Below are 14831 nucleotides of genomic sequence, written 5' to 3'. Positions count from 1 at the left end.
GGATCGCAAAACGCCTCCATCGGTTAAGGGCATTTGCGGTGTGGCGGGTGAACGGGCTCCATCTAGCCTCAGGCGGACATCCACACTGAACGAAAGACGGGTTATGCGCGCGCTTCTGCGAGCGCTCCATCATGGGAAACTACGTTGTCAATCGTACGGATGATGGTCGGTTCCACTTCAGTCTTCTTTCCGACGACGGTGAGGTGCTTCTGGTGAGCCTCGTCGAACACGATTCGCATGATTCGGTGCGGCAGGGTATCGACCTGTGCTGCACGAACGCAGCCGTCCGGGCCCAATACACGCGCCATGCAGCGCCGGGCGGCCAGTTCTTCTTCACTCTCAATGCGCGCGGCCGCGTGCCCATCGCCCGCAGCCGCACCTTCGCCACGGCTCAGGATCGCGATTCAGCCATCGAGCAGTGCCTCGCCTGCGGAGGCTCGGCCAGCGTCGGCGGTGACTGACGGCGCCCGTCAATTCCCCGCGTCACTGTTGCTCACCTGGCGGACGGTCGGCGCTTCGGGCGTCTTGTCGAGCATTGAGTCGAGCATCGTTCCTATGAGAGCGGTGGTTTCCGTCGATGCGCCCGCGCCCATTCCCGTGTTCCCGACGACCATGACGCGCGGCGTGATGTTGATGCCGCTCTCGCCGATGATGCGGAGCAGTTCGACGAGCGCTGCGTTGCCCTGGCCGATCTGGGCCGCCACGAGTTTGTAGGCGTCCGCCTGAGCGCCTGCCTTGATCTTGATCGCCTCGGCTTCGGCGTTGGCCTCGATGATCCGGCGCTCCTTCTGCTGCTCGGCGATCTGCACTTCATAACTCGCCGTGGCCAGGCGGCGTTCTTCCTCGGCTTCCTGCTCGGTGCGCGTCAACTCCTTCTTCTGCTCGGCAGCCCTCTGCTGTTCGCGGTAGGTCTCCTGCTCCTGCACCGCGATCTCGCGATCGGTCTGAGTCTTGAGCAGATTTCCCAGCGAGTCCTCGTCACCCACGTCGCCGATGGCCACGGAGGAAACGGTGACGCCGATCTTGCGCATTTCTTCCTGAAGCATGGTCATCGACTGCTGCTCTTGATGGCTGCGCTGCTGGACGTAGTCGAGCGCCTTGACGCTCTCGGCGTTGTTGCGGAAGATGGCGCGAACTGCCGAATTCAAGACATCGCGCAGGCCCTCCTGATCATCGCCGACCTTTGACACGACGAGTGGCGCATCCTCGGGGCGGATCGCGTACTTGATGCGAACGTCCACCGGGAAGGTGAAGCCGTCGCTCGTTCGCACAATAATCTCCGTTTCTTCGCCGGCGGCATGGCCCTTGGTGTAGCGGAGAATGCGCTCCTTGGTAGAGATGACGGTCACCTCGTAGGCCTTGGTGTTGAGGTAGAGTTTGTCCGGCATGAGCGGCGTCGTCCAGATACCGCGCTGGCCCTGCTGGACCAGCGTGCGGTCGCCCTGGGTGGCCAGGTCGCCGACGTTGGACTTGACGACGCCGACCGTGGCCTTTTGAATGTTCGTCACCGCGACTTTCTCGATGCGGTAGAGTTTGGGATTGAAGCGGTATTTGCCCGGCTTGAGCACCGAGGCCTGCGGGCCCTTGAAGCCCTGGCCCTGCGTGAGGAAATACTCTGCGTCGAGCATCTGCCGAAACCGCTCCTCATCCCACTCCTCTGCAAACGCGACGCCCGTCGGGAGCGGGTGGCCGTCGGCGGTGGTGATGAGCCCAACCTCGTCGTTGTCGACTTCAAGAATGGGCGAGGTCTCGATGTCGAAGATCACCGGCCAGAGCCAGAAGTGCCAGCCCGGCCCCAGGATCGAAGCCTGCGGCCCCTTTTCGCCTCGGGTGGCGATGATCGAGCCCTGCGGCAGGTCTGAGCCGAAGTTGCGGATCACCACGCCCACTTCATTCTCGCCCACGTAGCGGATCGAACTGAACGCGAAGAAGACAAAGAACACCATGAGCGCGAAGAGCAGCGCGGCGGTTCGAAGCAGCGCATGCTGAAGGCGGATGGCGCCGACGACGATGGCCGCGGCGGCGATAAACCCCAGTGCAAGCAGGATCATGGTCATGGCAAACGTCCTCTCTTCGCGGTTCCCACGAAAGCTGCGGCGGGTGGCGCGGCGGCCACGCGTCGTTGTTCATTATTCCGGAGCGAGTGCGGCAGTACAGGTCCCAAACCAGCCTGATCAGGACACGCCAACCCCGGTGCGCCACGTCTTGTGAGAATTTGCTGAGCACCATGCGGCCGGGTGGACAGGCAAAATGCCGTTCAGCGGCGTCGGTGCCCCGCGGTACGATCTTTGCAAACACTTCGACCCCGAACGTGAGGCGCGCATCTCGGTGCTGCGCGCTGTTCGACAGAACTGAAAAGGAGGTAGTCGATGAACCTCTTCAACGACGAATTTCACAGTCTCAAGGATTTGCTCATCAACCAGGTCGGCGACCTGTACGACGCGGAGAAGCGGCTGGTTGAATCACTTCCGCATATGGCCGACGCGGCTCAATCGCCCGCGCTGGCCTCGGCGTTCCGGAGCCATCTCCAGGAGACGCAAGGGCACGTGCGTCGACTTGAGCAGGTGTTCCAGATGCTCGGCCACGAAGCCGAACGCGAAACCTGCGACGCCATGAAGGGCTTGATCAAGGAGGGTGACCACATGATCAAGGCCAAGGGCGATCCATCCGTGCGCGACGCCGCACTGATCGCGGCGGCGCAGCGCGTCGAACACTACGAAATGGCCAGCTACGGCACTGCCCGCAACTTCGCGCAGCGCATCGGTCGGGATGATGTCGCCGACTTGCTCCAGCAGACGCTTAACGAAGAGAAGCAGGCGGATCGGAAGCTGACCGAAATCGCCGAGTCGGCGGTCAACGTGAGTGCTGCACATGCCGTGATGTAGGCAGCGAAGGATTGAGAGACCTTGATGCACTCGTGGCGGAGATGCACCACCCGGCGCCGACTCGTCGGCGCCGGGTGGGGAGCCGATGACTGCGTGGTCGGCGAATCACATCGACCATGTGCGATCCGATGAATCCCGCGCCTCCGGTAACCAGAACGCGCGACGGGTGCCACTTCACGAGCATGTGCTCCCTTCCTCTTGTGCCCGTCTCTGCTCATGCAGGGACGACGGGTGCTGATCGCGCCCGGAGCGCAAATCCTGGAATGCTCGCGGCTCGATGATGCTCGGCAAGACGATGCATCTGCGGTGCGTGATGACTCTACTGCTGCATTAAACCACGGATGCGCTGCCGGCTGTCACGGCGTGAGTACGACTTTGGTGCACTCGTCGGGCTGATAGCGGAAGTGGTGATACGCCTCGGGCGCTTCGTCCAACGAACACCGATGCGAAATGATGAACGACGGGTCGATCTCGTCGTTCTCGATGCGCTCAAGCAGCGGCTTCATGTAGTTGTGCACGTGCGTCTGGCCGCAACGGATCTTGATTCCCTTGCCGAAGATCGCCCCGACGGGGAACTTGTTCGCAAATCCACCATAGACGCCGGGAACCGAGAGCGTTCCGCCTTTGCGGAGGGCCCGGGTCGCCTGCCGCAGCACGTGGATCCGATCGGTCGCGAGCCGAGCGCCCACCTTCACGCGGTCGTAGACGGCGTCAATTGTGGTGCCGTGCGCCTCCAGGCCGACTGCGTCGATTTCTTCTCATGATGAAGTTCCTGTTCGTGATGCGGGCGCCGCTCAATCGACGGAGAAGCACCGCCGCCCGTTGTGCCGCCTGGCTGGATCCAGTTCGTTGTTGCGGCGAGCCGCTCGATCGCCCAGCACTGTGAGCAGCGAAGGCGACCACACCGACTGGCTTTCCAGCCCTTTGGCGACCTGGTCGTGAATGCCTCCATCGCCGGGCAGCGCCCGATTCACGAGTTCGAGCAGCCAGCTGGTCGGTCCGGGCGCGACCGCGTTGGCCAGCGCCGCCACCTTGGCCTGGAATGTGAGCGTCACCCGCGCCTTGCCGTATCGGCAGGCGTTGATGATCTGCGCTGCGGCACGCTCGGCGCTCTCGGAGGCCAGCGGCAGCGACGCGCTGATGCTGAACCACGCGTACTCGCGCCGGTGCTGGCCCTTGAATTCCGCCTGCGCCTGGCTGCCGGTGCGCATCAGGCCGGGGCAGGCGGTGGTCACGACGATGCCGTTTTTCTTTAGTTCCAGTCGAAGGCCCTGCGAGAGCCCGACGAGCGCGTGCTTGCTTGCGCAATAGGGGGTGAGATGGGGGATCGGCATGAGACCGCCGATCGACGCGACGTTTACAATGCGGCCGCCGCCTCGCTGCCGCATTCCGGGAGTGACCGCATTGATCGTGTTCAGCGGCCCGCGCAGGTGCACGTCGAGCATGTATTCGTAGTCATCTTCCGTCATCGCCTCGATCGGCCCGACGCGAATCACGCCGGCGCAGTTGATGAGCACGTCCACTGGTCCCCATCTCTGCTCGATCCAGCGCACCATCTCGCGCACATCGCGCTCCTCGCTGATATCGCACGTGCAGGAGAGGACTTCGTATCCCATCTCATTGAGTTCGCGGTGCGCGCGGTCGAGTTCTTCGCCGTCGCGGGCACACAGGCAGACGCGTGCGCCCTCGGCGGCGAGTTGCCGGGCCATGACCAACCCGAGGCCGCGCGACCCACCTGCGATGAGCACGATCCGTCCGGCGAATTGGTAGCGGTTCAGGTGGCGCCAGACGGCCATCCCGCACAGCGCGATCAAACCGACCCCGCCGAGCACAGCCATCGCACCCGCCGCACTCGATCGCTTCGTTTGTAATGCGGTTTGATCCGTCATCGCCCTGAGATCCTCTTGTTCACCATGACGCTAGTTTGCAGCCGTGAACCACCTGTGAATTCGAAGTGAAAACGGCTTTAGAGGATCGTCGCTCATGCGCGTTGTCGGCGAAGCTGACCGAACTCGCCGCCGATGACCTGGAAGTCGCTGAGAATTTCCTGCCGTTGCGAAGAGGACTTTGGCCGCGGCGCTGATCCGCATGCTCGAATCGTTTCCGCAATTCATCGTCGTCGGTCAGGCCGTTCGACCGCAACGACCTCGCCATAGTCATCCAGGATGACGCCCAGAGTCGGGTCACCCGCTTCAATAAGATAAGATCGTCTCGCGCCAAAGCGTGCAAGGGCGGCGATAGAAGCGCGACGGCGAATGTCGGTCCAGTTGCGGGCACAACGCGATCGCCTATGATCGCGTCATGACCGCTGCCCCGCACGGATTTGTCGCAGTCGTGGGATGGGTCGCGCGCATCCTTGCCGCAGTCATTCTCCTCCAAACGCTCTTCTTCAAGTTCAGCGGCTCGGCTGAGAGCGTGTACATCTTTTCGACGCTTGGCGTGGAGCCGTGGGGCCGATGGTTGTCAGGGGTGGCCGAACTGGCCGCGGCCGTGCTGCTGCTCATTCCCTCCACGGGGTGGCTGGGCGCGCTGCTGGGTCTGGGCATCATGCTCGGCGCCATTGCAAGCCATCTCACCCGCCTGGGGATCGTCGTTCATGACGACGGCGGCCTGCTCTTCGCTCTGGCGCTGACGGTCTCTGCATGTTGTGCGATCGTCGCGTGGATCGACCGCCGCCGCTTCCTCCGCCAGATCAGAGTATGAGCCAATCAGAACCGCGAGCGAAATCTGTCGCCTCAAAGTTGGCGGCGAGGGTGACGATCCAGCCATGCATCGCGCGGCATTTGGCTGCCAAGATCGCGATGGCCAGTGCGGCAACGTCGACCGTGCCGAAGTCAGGCACAGGGACCTTCATCCCCCCAGCGCGTGAAGTCGCTGACTTCGGCAATGAGGGCGTGACTGACATCGGCGCTCTCGGGAATCACGGCAGCCGTCGTCCTCCGCCGGCGCTTGCGGCGGGGCATCAACGCGGACAGGTTTCACGCCCACTCTCCGTGGAGAATTGGGTCACCCTCTGATCGGCTTGGCTGAACCGGTGACCTTACCTCCCGGATGTCGAAGGCCTCGAACTGCCCATCCGCCAGAGCGGGCGCCATTTCCGTCGAGAGGTATCGCCGCCCACGCCAGAGCGCAAACCAGCGCGACTCGAATTGCCAGTGGCGGCGTGCTCATCCGCGACTCTAGTCGCTCGCGCGGCGCGCGGCCACGCAGCACATCTTCCATGAGAATCGGCACTCGGTGTCCCAGTACCGTCCGCAACATGCCCGCCAGTGCGTCCCATCGGGACGCCGGTAACAGGACTTGGCATGTCTCCAGAACGTCGATGACTTGCGCGATGGTGGCGTCTCAGCCGCGCTGCACGGGCATGGCGCGTTCGTTCGCCTCCAACTCAGCGATGAGCCGGGCGTAGCGCTCGCGGCTGATTGAGGAGTCGAATGGTCCGAGGTAGTGGTGGTGTCCGTTGAGTCGAACCACGGCCTGGCCGGAGGCCTTGTGGAGGCTGCAGGAAGGGAACCGCGCCTCGCGCTAGGCGCGTGAGGAGTGCGCGCGGCGCTGCGCGATTGATCGATCGGCGTTGCGTTTTTTTCGGTGACACGGGCGCGAGCTCCAACTCTCAGTAGACTACTGAAACTGGAGCCGCGCCATGCGTGCATGGCGATGGCAAAGCGGTACCCGCAACCTCTTTGCTCGGCTGAGCTTGTCGAAAGTGGGCGATACTGGACTCGAACCAGTGACCTCACGGGTGTGATCCGTGCGTTCTAGCCAACTGAACTAATCGCCCGGTGAGGGATGGTAGGGCGGCGGCTACATCGGTCAAACGTCGGGCTTGGCTCGGCTTGGGCGCCGGCTGGCTTGCCCGGGTGTGCTGGTCCGTAGAATGGAACAGGGCCCGCCGCTGGTGCGGAGCCGCTCATGAACATTCGCAGCGGAGCACTTTGCATGGCACATGGCGTGGGCAGCTTTCCCGAGCCGGTCAACGAGCCGGTCCTCTCATTCGCACCCGGCACGGCGCAGCGCGATTCGCTCCAACGCGAACTTGATCGCCAGCAGGGTGAGCCAGTCGAACTGCCGCTGATCATCGGCGGGCGGGCGGTGCGCACCGGTCGCATCGCCGAGGCGCGCGTGCCGCATCGGCTCGCGCACGTGCTGGCAACGGTGCATCAGGCCGGCGAAGCGGAGGTGGTGGCGGCGATCGAAGCGGCGCGAGCGGCCAAGGCTGACTGGGCCGCGATGTCGATGCAGGATCGCGGCGCCATCTTCCTGCGCGCTGCCGATCTGCTCGCCGGGCCGTGGCGCGATCGGCTCAACGCGGCGACAATGCTCAATCAGTCCAAGACCTGCCACCAGGCCGAGATCGATGCCGCGTGCGAACTCATCGATTTCTTCCGGTTCAACGTGAAGTACATGGAGCGGCTGATCGAGCAGACGCAGCCGGACGTCTCGCCGCGCGGCACGTGGAATCGAGTCGAGGCGCGGCCGCTCGAAGGCTTTGTCTACGCGGTTACGCCTTTCAACTTCACGAGCATCGCCGGCAACCTGCCGCACGCTCCGGCACTGATGGGCAATACCGTGATCTGGAAGCCCTCGCCGCACGCGCTCTACAGCAACGCGCTACTCATGCAGTTGTTCGAGGAGGCGGGCCTGCCGCCGGGCGTGATCAACTTCGTGACTGGCGACGCGGAGATGGTAACGCGCCTCGTGCTTTCGCAGCGCGACTTTGCCGGGCTGCACTACACCGGCTCGACCGCCGTCTTTCGCAGCCTCTGGCGCATGGTCGGCGCGAATCTCGATCAATATCGCGACTACCCCCGGCTCGTGGGCGAAACGGGCGGCAAGGACTTTCTCATCGCGCACGAGTCGGCGGATGCAGATGCGGTCGTCGCAGCGCTGATCCGCGGCGCGTACGAATTCCAGGGGCAGAAGTGTTCCGCCCTGTCGCGCGCTTATCTGCCGCGGTTGATGTGGAGCCGGATCCGCGACCGGCTGGTCAGCGAGATCGGGACGATCCGCATGGGCGATGTAACCGACTTTGGCAACTTCATGGGAGCGGTGATTCACCGGCAGTCTTTTGAGAAGTGCGCGCATTACATTGGAGCGGCGCGCGAGTCGAAGGGTTCAACGCTCCTCGCCGGCGGCGGCTGCGATGGGCGCGAGGGATGGTTTGTACAGCCGACGCTCATCGAGGCACGCGATCCTCAGGTGCCGAGCATGTGCGAAGAGATCTTCGGTCCGGTGTTGAGCGTGCATGTATACGACGGGTCGTTTGAAGAAGCGCTGGCGCTGGTGGACCGCACGTCGCCCTACGGCCTGACGGGCGCGGTGTTTGCGAATGATCGCCGGGCGATCGCAACGGCGGCGGAGACGCTGCGCTACAGCGCGGGCAATTTTTATGTTAATGACAAGCCGACGGGCGCCGTGGTGGGGCAGCAACCCTTCGGCGGTGCGCGGGCTAGCGGCACCAATGACAAGGCGGGCTCAGCGCTCAATCTGCTGCGCTGGACCAGCGTGCGGACGATCAAAGAGAACTTCGACCCGCCCCGCGACTATCGCATGCCGTATATGGAGTGAGCGGTGAAGGGACAATTGGCGAACATCTGACCAGCGAGTACCGCGTCAAGACGCAAGGCCGCGGGCGGACGGTCGACGAACGGAAACTCCGTGTCGATGGCCTGGACAACCACTGGCTCGACTGTCTGGTGGGTTGTGCGGTTGCGGCGTCGATGCAGGGCGCCGTTCTCTGTGGCACCGACGCGCAACCGACGCCACGCCGCCGCATCCGTCTCTCTGATCTCCAGGGAGGGCGGCGATGAGGGAAATGGCGACCAGGCCGAAGCGCGACCCCGAACCCCGTGGGATTTTGTGCCCGAAGTGCGGGTGCGCTCACTTCGAGGTCATCTACACCCGGCGGATTCCACTTGGAGCGATCCGCAGGCGGGAGTGTCGGCACTGCGGGCGAAGAGTGACGACGACGGAGCGGATCGCCGGGATGGCGATGTAGGGGGATCGGACCGCTCGCAATCCCACAAGACGCCCGTTACACTCACTCAGTTTGGGACTCACTATGCCGGCCCGCAGGGTGAGACGCCATGTCATTGCCCGCCCTCTAGGCAGGCTAGCGTTCCCTGCCTTTCTCCCCGGAGGTACCGCCATGATGTCTGAGTTCAGCAGTGATCAGCAACCCGAGTCTACCGCGACAACTTCTGAATCCCCGGCGTCCAAGCCAGTCACAATGAAGGACTACATCCTCGGTGGGGTCGTACTAGTTGTCCTGCTCTCCGGGTGCTGTGGAATCTGGTCATGGCTGGGCGGGAATTCCCGCGTTGACGACGACAAGGCATACGCGATCGCAAAGGCCCATGCTGCATTGCTCGCTCAACACGAAGTTATGAATTCGGGCGTCAACGCCGGAGACCCGGATGCTTGGATCAAGCAATTGGCCACAATGGACGAGTCGAGCCAGCGATCCAAGGCACAGGCATACGTGGATAAGTGGTTCGAAGAAGAGATGCACAAACTGCTGAAGCCGAAAGGGACCGAGCAGTACGAGGACTGGCAAGATGACCCGGCGATGGTGGATCGTGTGAAACAGTTCATGACGACGATGCTCGTATCGCTCGCGAAGGATTGGAAGCCCGGCGGATGACGGTGAAGTTTATCATCCCAATTGGCGGGCTGCGCGCTTCCTTCAGATCGCGAAGGCGTTACCATCCGCTGATCGAAGCCGTACGGGGTACTTTTTCCAAGTTGCGGCTACATTCAACTGGACGGGACACAAGATGGCACATCACTCGGTAATTCCAGATCGTTCAATCATCCAAGATCGGTCAATTCGTTCAATCCCTCTGGATCATGGAATTCCGCTCAGCGCACTGAGACGAGAGTTTAATCCAATCACGATCAAGCGCCAAACCCGCGATTCGATTGAATGGAAGTCCGACGCTGAAATCCTCTCCGATATCTTCCGCGGTGGAAAGTTGCCGAAAGGGTGGACCGGACTTCCAAAGAAAGTGGAATAGCGACTGTTTCAGGGCATTGTCAAACTAAGCAGATTGGATCGACGCCAATATCTCAGCGCCATTCATCTCATGTCCCCTAACGGCGAATCGCCGCGACAATTGCTCGCGGCAGTTGCTGCGCGGCTAGGCCGGTCTCGTCGTGGAATCCTGCCTCGCTTTACGCTGATCTCCTCGTCAACGTCTACCCGTGTAACGACTTCGCCGTCACCCCTCCCCATCCGCAATCCCTGAGCCTTTCATCCGTCCGTACCTGACGGATGGACCATGTGCATCCACCTCTGGATCACCCTGGCCGACTCGTGATCGAGCTGCGCTTTGTCCCTGCGCTGGATCGTGAAGACGCGGTGCAGGAGGCGTGGGTGGCGCACCTGGAGGGGCGGCCGGTTTCCACCGCGGTCAATACCTACGCCCAGCGGCAGCGGCGGTGGCGCAAGCGCATGGCAGTTCTCATCGAAATGTACGAGGACAAGGGATGGCTGAGTCCGACATCGAGCAGGCGATCAAACAGAGCGCCCAAGGCCCCGCCAAGGCGAGCGGCGACTCGGGCAGCGTCGAGCAGCACAGCCTCACCGAGCAGATCGAAGCGGACCGCTACCTCGAGAGCAAGAAGGCGAGCCGGGGCAAAGGGCTCAAGGTGAAGTTCGTGCAACTGGAGCCGCCGGGTACGGCGTTCGACCGCTAGGCCGACGGTTCGCTGGCGGCACGTTCCTGTTTGAACTGGGTGGGGGCGGCGCCTTGCTCCTGGAGGCGGCGGAGTTCGGCTTCATCACCGCCGAGGCGCTTGTCGTAGGGCTTGAGCGGCGCGTCTTCGTCGCGGCGGTTGGACGCGGATTCCACCTCGTCCTCGATGCCCTTGAGGCCCTTCTTGAACTGCACGATCCCCTGGCCCAGCGAGCGGCCGACTTCGGGCAGGCGCTTGCCGAACACGAGCAGGGCGATGAGGCCGATGACGATCCATTCCGAACCGCCGGGCAAGCCGAACAGAGCGAGGCTGAGCATGACCTTCCGCCTTTCCTGGCCATCGGTCGAGGCGGCGGCGAACCGTGCAGAAACGTGGCACATCGGCCGCCGCTGCGTGAAATCCTGCATGAAGTATACGCAATCAAAGCACTGGCATTGCATCGACTTTCCGCCCGCCTGTGCTGCAGCGGCTCGGGCGGGTCGGGCCGGATTGCGGCTACGATCGTCCGGCCGCTGCCCGTGCGAACCGGTGGCGACAAAGGAAGCTCCTCATGATCCCCGATCTGCTCGACAGTGTGCCCTGGAGCGTGCATGGCGCCGTGGCGCTGGCCCTGCTGGCCGGGTTCGTGGTGTGGATCTTCGGCCGGCGGCTGTTTCGCCCGATGCTCGTGCTGGCGGCGCTGGTGCTCGGGGCGGCGGTGGGGTTCGTTGCGGGCGCGGCCCTGCCGCATGAGTGGTCGATCCTCTGGCCGGTGGGCATCGGCGCTGCGGTCGCGGGGCTGATCTCGATCGTCGCGTATCGCTTCGTGATGGCGCTGCTGCTGGCGCTGAGCCTGGGCCTGGCGGCGCCGCTGGGATTCTTCACTTATGCCGAACTGACTGGAATGTACGAAGGGCAGCAGGGTTCGCCGATTTCCGATGGTGAACTGCTGCTCAAAGAGTTGCGCGAGCCTAGCGATACGCTCGATCGCGCGGCCGAGCAGTTGCTCGAGCGGCGCAAGAAGGCGCGCGAGGCGACCGAGGAGGGGCAAGTCGACGAGGTCGAGCAGCCCGCGTGGCGACAGCGTCTTGAAGACACCGTTAGCTTCATCCTCGAGACGGCCGCGCAGAACTGGAGCGATGCGCCCGGCAGTCAGAAGTGGATGACGATTCTCTTCGCGGCCGGCGGCGTGATCGGCGGCATCGTCTTCGGCATTCTTGCGCCGGCCCTTGCGGCGGGCGTCGTCACCTCGCTGGCCGGGTCGCTCATTATCCTTACCAGCGGCTACTGGCTGGCGACGCGCTCGGGTCTCTCGCTCGATTCGATCGCGCCCAAGTCTGCGGCGATGACGCTGGCGCTGTGGCTGGGGGTAGCGGTTATCGGGCTCTTCATTCAATTGAGCCTCGGCGTCAAGAAGGCCGATAAAGGGTAACCGGTGGGCGGGGCGCCAGTCCCGCGATGGTAACCCGAAGATCGAGGCCAGAGACATGCACCTGTTTACGCTTGCGACGGCGCCAGCCGGTTCGACCGCCGGACTGCGCGAATCCCTGTCCGAAGTCGGGCTCAACCCGTTTCACCTTTTCCTTGAGAACATGCACCGGCTGGACATCCTCAGCCGGCCCGATGAACTGCTCGATGTGCTGCAGCAGTTGCACTTCGTCTGGGCGGGCATCTTCGTCACCGTCGGCCTGTTGAGCGTGATCAACGGCTATCGCTGGCACAAGTGGATCGTCATCACCGTCGCGTTCCTGACGGGTATGGGTCTGGGCTTTCTACTCAGTAAGTCCATGGAGAGCAGCCTGATCATCGCCGCGTGCGTGGGCGTGCTTACAGCGGTGGTTGCCTGGCCGCTGATGAAGTACGCCATCGCGGCGTGCGGCGGTCTGGCAGGCGCGTTCGTCGGCGCCAACGTGTGGTCGATCTCGAACATGCCGCCGGACACGTACTACGCCGGCGCGCTCATCGGGCTCGTCACGTTCGGGCTGCTGTCATTCATTCTCTACCGGGTGGTGATCGTGGCGATGACGTGCGTGGCGGGCGCCGTGGTGCTCGTCATTGGGGTCGTGACGCTGCTCATGCAGGTTGACGCATGGCAGCCGGCTCTGCGCCAGGACTTCAGCGGCAATCCGGTGATCCTGCCGCTCATCGTCCTCGTCACCGCTGTGATCGGCTTCGTCATGCAGCAGGACGCCTTCGCGAGCAAGCCCGGCGCCGAAGGTCAGAAGCACGGCAAGCCGGCGGTGGCCTGACCGAAACGACGGGAAGCGATGCCCGCCGCAGCACCGGATGCGCTATCCAATGCGCTCGGGCTTGGATTCCCGCTCCATCAGCATCGCGATCGCCTGCTTCGGAGGCAGACGCTCGAAGAGGACGGCGTGCACCGCTTCGGTGATCGGCATCTCGACGCCGTGCTGTCTGGCCAGCGCCGTGACGGACTGCGTCGTCGCCACGCCTTCCACGACTGACTGCGTCGAGTGAAGATACTGCGAAAGCGAGCGGCCGCGTCCGAGCGCTTCGCCGCAGGAGCGGTTGCGCCCGAGGGGGCTGAAGCAGGTGGTGGCGAGGTCGCCGACGCCAGCGATGCCGAAGAATGTCTCGGCCGAAGCGCCCATGGCGACGCCCAGTCGCGTGATCTCCGCCAGGCCGCGCGCCAGCAAGGCGGATTTGGCGTTGTAGCCCAGTTCGAGCCCGTCCACGATGCCTGCCGCGATGGCGATGACGTTCTTGGTCGCGCCGGCCAGTTCAACACCCAGCATATCCGTCAGCGTATAGATGCGCATCCACGGAGCGCTGAAGAGCCCCTGCACGACCACGGCGAAGTCGTGCGACTCGCAGGCGGCGACCATCGTTGCGGGAAGACGCCGCGTGAGTTCTTCGGCGATGGTGGGTCCGCACAGCGTCGCGAGCGGCCGAACCGAACCGTCGCCGATGACCTCGGCAATGACGCAGGTCGGCCGCAGCAGCGTGCCGTTTTCGATGCCCTTGGAGGCGCTCACCACGCCGACGCCGGGCGGAATGCGGCCGGCGAATCGCTTGAAGACGGGACGGATGAATTGCGTCGGCACGGCGCAGACAACGAGGTCGGCGTCTCGCAGCGCTTCGTCTTCATCAGCGGTAGTGGTGATGGTCTCGGGAATCCGCACGCCGGGCAGGTGGCGCTCCGATGTGCGATGGCGCTGCAGGTCGGCAATGTGCTCGGCACTGCGGCCCCAGAGCGTGACGGGCACCTGGCCGAAATCGAGGATCATCGCCAGCACGATGCCCATCTGGCCGTCGCCGATGACGGCGACCCTGCGGATTGCAGAACGATCCTCCACCTTAACCTCTTTCCTCAAGCGGCCCCGGCTGATGGCATTCTACGGTCGCTCAGCACGCGCGGTGAAAGGGGAGGCGCGCAACTCGGAACAAGGGGGAGACGGTGGCATTCAGCCCCCAGACTTCAGAGTCGGAGAGTCCCATGAGACGCAGAGAGTACGTTCCGCAGCCTACGGCCGCCGCGATCGACACGGCGATGGCCAAGGCGCTTTCGTTCGAGTCAGAACCAGTCCCGCCGACAGGTTCGGCCGGCGTGCGAGGTCGAGTGGCCGACGTGGTCGGGGAAGCCGGCTCATTCGAACGCGGCTTTGTGCAGACGGCGGGGCTGATTGTCGGCGGTCTGCTTCTGGGCCGCCTCGTGACCGACAACACGGCCCTGCTTGGCGCAATGGTGCCCCTGGCGCTGCTGGCGTCGTTCATCACCCATAAGGCAGTCCGTGGCCTGCAGCCAACGAAACAGTGGCTGGGCAGCAGACCGCGGCAGATCGCCCTTGGCGTGGCGTGCAGCCCGGCGCTGACGTGGCTCAGCCGGGGTTCGTTCAGCCGCAGCGAGAGGGCGACGGCTTGGACCGCCTGGGCCGCAGCGCTCGTCGGGATATTGGCGCTGCTGGCCTCCTGATCGCCGCCTGACCATCAGCGAAAGCGCCGCATCATGTGCACCCACCGGCCGTAGTCGAGAAGAGCCCGCCTCTTCTCGCGCGGCGGCACCTCAAAATCGCCGAAAGCGGTTGACCGGCGCCACTGCCAGTACCGGTTGTGCCTGCCCAGCGCGCCCATGGTCGCGAATCGGGCCAGGGCCAGCAGCCCACCGATGAAGTTGCAGAATCTGTGCCACATGACCAATCCGAGGCATCCCCGGTGAAGCGGGGCAGACGATGATAGCGGGCTGGGCATCGGTCCGGGCAAAGTTGAGTTGACCGCCGCATGACTCGCCGGAGGCGATTGTTAGAATCG

Annotated in this window: 16 protein-coding genes and 1 tRNA gene; 9 read left to right on the top strand and 8 right to left on the bottom strand. The window is 63.8% G+C overall.

The annotated features are described in order from the left end of the window. The first annotated feature begins 131 nt into the window (after positions 1–131). A complete protein-coding gene (locus IT430_12740; protein ID MCC6908803.1) occupies positions 132–461 on the top strand; it encodes a hypothetical protein in 330 nt (109 codons plus the stop codon). 9 nt (positions 462–470) lie between these two features. Here the strand turns inward: IT430_12740 and IT430_12735 are convergent, their stop codons facing one another. Beyond that, positions 471–2057 carry a hypothetical protein gene (locus tag IT430_12735; GenBank protein ID MCC6908802.1) on the bottom strand — a complete coding sequence of 529 codons (1587 nt, stop codon included), beginning with the start codon at positions 2055–2057 and terminating at the stop codon, positions 471–473. A 312-nt stretch (positions 2058–2369) separates the two neighbouring features. Between IT430_12735 and IT430_12730 the strand changes: the two genes are divergently transcribed. Beyond that, positions 2370–2885, top strand: coding sequence for a ferritin-like domain-containing protein (locus IT430_12730; protein ID MCC6908801.1), 516 nt, complete (start codon positions 2370–2372; stop codon positions 2883–2885). A 356-nt stretch (positions 2886–3241) separates the two neighbouring features. On the opposite strand, the gene IT430_12725 is transcribed toward IT430_12730, so the two are convergent. Then, entirely contained in the window at positions 3242–3574 is a 333-nt protein-coding gene (locus tag IT430_12725) for a hypothetical protein (GenBank protein ID MCC6908800.1), read from the bottom strand. A 105-nt stretch (positions 3575–3679) separates the two neighbouring features. Next, complete coding sequence (locus IT430_12720; protein ID MCC6908799.1) at positions 3680–4774, bottom strand: SDR family oxidoreductase; 1095 nt, start codon at positions 4772–4774, stop codon at positions 3680–3682. Between the two features lie 412 nt (positions 4775–5186). On the opposite strand from IT430_12720, the gene IT430_12715 reads away from it, so the two are divergent. Next, positions 5187–5588 carry a DoxX family protein gene (locus tag IT430_12715; GenBank protein MCC6908798.1) on the top strand — a complete coding sequence of 134 codons (402 nt, stop codon included), beginning with the start codon at positions 5187–5189 and terminating at the stop codon, positions 5586–5588. Here the strand turns inward: IT430_12715 and IT430_12710 are convergent. Both IT430_12710 and IT430_12705 read right to left on the bottom strand, forming a co-directional pair. Next, a complete protein-coding gene (locus tag IT430_12710; GenBank protein ID MCC6908797.1) occupies positions 5578–5727 on the bottom strand; it encodes a hypothetical protein in 150 nt (49 codons plus the stop codon). The genes IT430_12715 and IT430_12710 overlap by 11 nt on opposite strands. An 865-nt stretch (positions 5728–6592) precedes the next feature. Continuing rightward, positions 6593–6666 (bottom strand) — tRNA-Val (locus IT430_12705). A 158-nt stretch (positions 6667–6824) separates the two neighbouring features. Between IT430_12705 and pruA the strand changes: the two genes are divergently transcribed. From pruA to IT430_12690, 3 genes are all read left to right on the top strand, one after another. Further along, positions 6825–8453 carry an L-glutamate gamma-semialdehyde dehydrogenase gene (gene pruA, locus IT430_12700; GenBank protein ID MCC6908796.1) on the top strand — a complete coding sequence of 543 codons (1629 nt, stop codon included), beginning with the start codon at positions 6825–6827 and terminating at the stop codon, positions 8451–8453. 580 nt (positions 8454–9033) lie between these two features. Next, positions 9034–9528: a hypothetical protein gene (locus IT430_12695; GenBank protein MCC6908795.1), complete on the top strand. Its 495-nt coding sequence runs from the start codon at positions 9034–9036 to the stop codon at positions 9526–9528. A gap of 845 nt (positions 9529–10373) precedes the next feature. Then, positions 10374–10583 carry a hypothetical protein gene (locus IT430_12690; protein ID MCC6908794.1) on the top strand — a complete coding sequence of 70 codons (210 nt, stop codon included), beginning with the start codon at positions 10374–10376 and terminating at the stop codon, positions 10581–10583. Here IT430_12690 and IT430_12685 read toward each other — a convergent pair. Continuing rightward, a complete protein-coding gene (locus IT430_12685; protein MCC6908793.1) occupies positions 10580–10900 on the bottom strand; it encodes a twin-arginine translocase TatA/TatE family subunit in 321 nt (106 codons plus the stop codon). The genes IT430_12690 and IT430_12685 overlap by 4 nt on opposite strands. Before the next feature lie 233 nt (positions 10901–11133). On the opposite strand from IT430_12685, the gene IT430_12680 reads away from it, so the two are divergent. Both IT430_12680 and IT430_12675 read left to right on the top strand, forming a co-directional pair. Further along, positions 11134–11994 carry a hypothetical protein gene (locus tag IT430_12680; protein ID MCC6908792.1) on the top strand — a complete coding sequence of 287 codons (861 nt, stop codon included), beginning with the start codon at positions 11134–11136 and terminating at the stop codon, positions 11992–11994. A gap of 55 nt (positions 11995–12049) precedes the next feature. Continuing rightward, positions 12050–12811, top strand: coding sequence for a hypothetical protein (locus IT430_12675; protein MCC6908791.1), 762 nt, complete (start codon positions 12050–12052; stop codon positions 12809–12811). Positions 12812–12853: 42 nt separating this feature from the next. Here IT430_12675 and IT430_12670 read toward each other — a convergent pair whose 3' ends face one another. Then, a complete protein-coding gene (locus tag IT430_12670; protein ID MCC6908790.1) occupies positions 12854–13879 on the bottom strand; it encodes an NAD(P)-dependent glycerol-3-phosphate dehydrogenase in 1026 nt (341 codons plus the stop codon). A gap of 140 nt (positions 13880–14019) precedes the next feature. On the opposite strand from IT430_12670, the gene IT430_12665 reads away from it, so the two are divergent. After that, positions 14020–14496, top strand: coding sequence for a hypothetical protein (locus tag IT430_12665; GenBank protein MCC6908789.1), 477 nt, complete (start codon positions 14020–14022; stop codon positions 14494–14496). 14 nt (positions 14497–14510) lie between these two features. Here the strand turns inward: IT430_12665 and IT430_12660 are convergent, their stop codons facing one another. Continuing rightward, positions 14511–14714 carry a hypothetical protein gene (locus IT430_12660; protein ID MCC6908788.1) on the bottom strand — a complete coding sequence of 68 codons (204 nt, stop codon included), beginning with the start codon at positions 14712–14714 and terminating at the stop codon, positions 14511–14513. Between the last annotated feature and the right edge of the window lie 117 nt (positions 14715–14831).

Source organism: Phycisphaerales bacterium, assembly GCA_020852515.1.
In the GTDB taxonomy this organism is placed as follows: Bacteria; Planctomycetota; Phycisphaerae; order Phycisphaerales; family UBA5793; genus UBA5793.
This window is presented reverse-complemented; position numbering and strand designations above follow the sequence as displayed.

Coding starts and splice junctions, on each gene's coding strand:
- IT430_12740 (MCC6908803.1), top strand. CDS start 132: ATGGGAAACTACGTTGTCAATCGTACGGATGATGGTCGGTTCCACTTC.
- IT430_12735 (MCC6908802.1), bottom strand. CDS start 2,057: ATGACCATGATCCTGCTTGCACTGGGGTTTATCGCCGCCGCGGCCATC.
- IT430_12730 (MCC6908801.1), top strand. CDS start 2,370: ATGAACCTCTTCAACGACGAATTTCACAGTCTCAAGGATTTGCTCATC.
- IT430_12720 (MCC6908799.1), bottom strand. CDS start 4,774: ATGACGGATCAAACCGCATTACAAACGAAGCGATCGAGTGCGGCGGGT.
- IT430_12715 (MCC6908798.1), top strand. CDS start 5,187: ATGACCGCTGCCCCGCACGGATTTGTCGCAGTCGTGGGATGGGTCGCG.
- pruA (MCC6908796.1), top strand. CDS start 6,825: ATGGCACATGGCGTGGGCAGCTTTCCCGAGCCGGTCAACGAGCCGGTC.
- IT430_12695 (MCC6908795.1), top strand. CDS start 9,034: ATGATGTCTGAGTTCAGCAGTGATCAGCAACCCGAGTCTACCGCGACA.
- IT430_12690 (MCC6908794.1), top strand. CDS start 10,374: ATGGCTGAGTCCGACATCGAGCAGGCGATCAAACAGAGCGCCCAAGGC.
- IT430_12685 (MCC6908793.1), bottom strand. CDS start 10,900: ATGCTCAGCCTCGCTCTGTTCGGCTTGCCCGGCGGTTCGGAATGGATC.
- IT430_12680 (MCC6908792.1), top strand. CDS start 11,134: ATGATCCCCGATCTGCTCGACAGTGTGCCCTGGAGCGTGCATGGCGCC.
- IT430_12675 (MCC6908791.1), top strand. CDS start 12,050: ATGCACCTGTTTACGCTTGCGACGGCGCCAGCCGGTTCGACCGCCGGA.
- IT430_12665 (MCC6908789.1), top strand. CDS start 14,020: ATGAGACGCAGAGAGTACGTTCCGCAGCCTACGGCCGCCGCGATCGAC.
- IT430_12660 (MCC6908788.1), bottom strand. CDS start 14,714: ATGTGGCACAGATTCTGCAACTTCATCGGTGGGCTGCTGGCCCTGGCC.